The 3,270-nt window shown below is 36.6% G+C and carries 4 protein-coding genes and 1 rRNA gene; 2 read left to right on the top strand and 3 right to left on the bottom strand.

What is annotated here, in order from left to right:
- Together AC1DUW_RS24190 and AC1DUW_RS24195 are read right to left on the bottom strand one after the other, a co-directional pair.
- Positions 1–136 (bottom strand): 16S ribosomal RNA (locus AC1DUW_RS24190); the annotation flags it as partial.
- 285 nt (positions 137–421) lie between these two features.
- Entirely contained in the window at positions 422–652 is a 231-nt protein-coding gene (locus tag AC1DUW_RS24195; RefSeq protein ID WP_053349025.1) for a hypothetical protein, read from the bottom strand.
- Between the two features lie 132 nt (positions 653–784).
- On the opposite strand from AC1DUW_RS24195, the gene pdaB reads away from it, so the two are divergent.
- Positions 785–1,537 (top strand): polysaccharide deacetylase family sporulation protein PdaB, encoded by a 753-nt coding sequence (pdaB, locus tag AC1DUW_RS24200; protein ID WP_053349026.1) that lies wholly within the window; start codon positions 785–787, stop codon positions 1,535–1,537.
- Between the two features lie 129 nt (positions 1,538–1,666).
- Here the strand turns inward: pdaB and AC1DUW_RS24205 are convergent, their stop codons facing one another.
- Complete coding sequence (locus tag AC1DUW_RS24205; RefSeq protein WP_053349027.1) at positions 1,667–2,344, bottom strand: KinB-signaling pathway activation protein; 678 nt, start codon at positions 2,342–2,344, stop codon at positions 1,667–1,669.
- A gap of 137 nt (positions 2,345–2,481) precedes the next feature.
- Between AC1DUW_RS24205 and gerD the strand changes: the two genes are divergently transcribed.
- Complete coding sequence (gene gerD, locus AC1DUW_RS24210) at positions 2,482–3,081, top strand: spore germination lipoprotein GerD (RefSeq protein ID WP_053349028.1); 600 nt, start codon at positions 2,482–2,484, stop codon at positions 3,079–3,081.
- Positions 3,082–3,270 lie beyond the last annotated feature (189 nt).

Consider the following 3,270-nt stretch of genomic DNA (forward strand, 5'->3'; position numbering starts at 1 on the left):
ATAGGCAGGTTGCCCACGTGTTACTCACCCGTCCGCCGCTAATCTCAGGGAGCAAGCTCCCATCGATTCGCTCGACTTGCATGTATTAGGCACGCCGCCAGCGTTCGTCCTGAGCCAGGATCAAACTCTCCGAAGAAATGTTTGACTTGCTCATTTTGCTTTTTTGATAGTGTGTGCTCACTTAAAAATTAACGTTGGCGCTTTGTTTTGTTCAGTTTTCAAAGAGCAATTTGTTTCGCTTTATCTCTTAGCGACATTTAATATCTTAACATCTTATCTCTACTTCGTCAATAACTTTTTTTAAAAAGTTTTTTGTTCTTTTTTTAAAAGCTATTATCTTGCAGCAACTTTTATAATATACCAGCGTATAAATTAATAGTCAATAGATTTTTTAAATTTAATTCACTTTTAAAAATCAGGACTAATTCTTCTCATTAAAGTTTGTTTTTACTCTCATATAAATAAGGCATTCCTTTTCTGTACCTAGCCTTTTAAACAACCTGAAAAGGATATTATATTTTTCATTTATAGCTCTTTTAACTATGCAATCGATTCTATCATCTTGTAAATCAAATAATATTTCATCCATCTCTCTTTTTAAGAGGTACTCTAATTCCTTCTTTTCTTTTTCATTAATCAATAAGCCAAGCATAACTCACACCTCCATCAGTCATTTTTCCCCATTCATCTTAATTTTATGAATTTTTATATTGATTTTTCTGCATAACGGAACAGCCTCTGCATAAATATGAAAACAAGAGCTTTTGGACAAGGGGATGGATTAATGAAATTTTTCATGGTGCTCCAGGCAAAGAACATCAAACATTATTCGTTAATTTTACTTACGGCACTTTTTACCGCTTGGTTCCTTTTTGTACAAAACATTCTTCATTCACCTGTTTTTTCTACCGAAGATGGACCAAAAGCGGTTTATAAAGGGGAAAAGAATGTAGCCATCACATTCAATATTGGCTGGGGCGATGAAAAAGCAGCCCCGATTTTAGAGACATTGAAAAAAGAAAAGATTAAATCCGCTACCTTCTTCCTTTCCGGATCTTGGGCAGAACGTCACCCTGACATAGTGGATGAAATTGAAAAAGAAGGCTATGAAATCGGAATGCTCGGATACGATTACAAAGATTATTCCGATCTGGAAGACCAAGAAATCATCCGTGATATTTCAAAAGCACAGGAAGCTTTTAAAAAACTAAATGTTAAAAATATCGAGCTTTTACGTGCGCCCACCGGACACTTTGATAAGCGCCTCCTGAAAATCAGTGAAAAATTCGGCTATACTGTGGTTCATTGGAGTATCGATTCAAAGGATTGGACTAACCCAGGCGTTGATCGAATTGTTCATAACGTTAACAAGGCTCAAAAGGGCGATATCATCTTATTACACGCTTCAGACTCAGCAAAACAAACTAATAAAGCATTGCCTGAACTAATAGATGAACTTCGCTCCAAAAATTTAAACTTCGTAAACGTTTCTGAGATGATCTCTAATTCATCAGCAAGCAGTGAAGAAATCCGGTAACATCATTTACTAGAACACAAAAACACAAAAAACTGCGTACTAAGGGTCATGCTTAACCTTTAGTACGCAGTTTTCTATATGTAGAATTTCTTATGTATTCCGCTTTCCAATAAGGTTAGCCACTTTTACCTACTTCCCTAATTCTCCTGCTTTTAATTTCTTTCCCTTTGCTTTAGTTTGCATCCGTGTTTTTTTACTGGCTAATTCTTTTTGTGAACGATCGATTAATTTGCTTAAAACCAATAATTGATAAGCATTGCATACTAGTAATGGAAACAGCATGAAGTAGAGCCAGCCTTCATCATTAGAACTTAGTACAGGTATCCACTCTAATACTGTGGCCACAACCATAAAAAACATCGCCGGAATAAATGACTGTTTATTTGTTTGTTTCATTTTAAAATAGGCCGTAATCAACGCTGCGGCTAATACAACCAAAGCTAACACAATGTAGGAACTAATCCCCTCACCTGAACCAAAATTAAGATATCGTAAATAGACTAGATCAAATACAACGAAAAGAATAAGTACGAGTTGTACTGCATTCCATAAGGAAGCACTTTTAAATATCCCTAGACCGAAACGATGTATCGTTAAATAGGCAAAAAAACCAGCTTGGCTTATGACACTAAAAATTAATCCGACACCGAATAACCATAAAAACGTTGAAAGAATGGCACTGATTTCAAAAGAAGAAAAATAAGGCTTAAACTCACTCCAACGAGCTAAGAACCCTACAACTCCGCCCGTTACACCACCGATAAGCAATGTTGTTAAAAACAATTTAACTAAATTACGGCTGTTCATCGTTTTCCTCCATACATTTCTATTTCATTTCCTTAATTGTACCAACCAAATTTGGAAAAATCCACTTATTCTACAAGGGAATAATATCGTCGATTGGAACCATATTAACAATAAGAAGGATGAAAGGGGCCCTGCGTATGAGAGTGGGAGTTGCTTTGCTTTTCATGTCATTCTTACTCGTTTGTTCCGGTTGTGCGCAGAATGGAGCAAGCGCAGATAAAAATGAGTATGAAGAGACAAAGAAAATGGTCGTCGATATTTTAAAAACAGACGATGGAAAAAAAGCCATCCAGGATATCATTTCTGATGAGAAAACAAAAACTGAACTTATTATGGACTCAGAGATCATTAAGAAATCCATTGAAGATACGGTCACTTCAGATAAAGGGAAGGAATTTTGGAAAAAGGCCTTTAAAGATCCTGAATTTACCTCTGCCTATGCTAAAGCTTTAAAAGACGAACACAAAAAGGTATTGAAAGAATTAACCAATGACCCTCAGTATCGCGGAATGCTTATTGAAATTTTAAAAGACCCAGATTTGGAAAAAGAAATGAATAAGTTATTGAAGACTAAAGACATGCGGACCATTTATAAAGAAGTTATCATAGAAACTATGGATAGTCCTTTAGTTCAAGCGAAGATCCAAGAAAGATTGGACCAAGCTGTAACAAAAGCAGCTGAAAAGGCAACAAAAGCGGAATCAGGTGATAAAACTGAGAAAAAAGACAAAGAATAACAAAAGGCTGATTCCAATTGGAATCAGCCTTTCAGACTGTAGACAAACTCGATGAAAATCGAGTTTGTCTACAGTTTTTTTGAGGGGTTGTAAAAATTCGAACGTTGATTTCCACTCCAGGCACTCGCTTTCCGCGGGCGGTCAGGGAGCCTCCTCGGCGCCTTTGCGCCTGTGGGGTCTCCCTTAGAC

The organism is Peribacillus sp. P4_C12, from assembly GCF_056402095.1.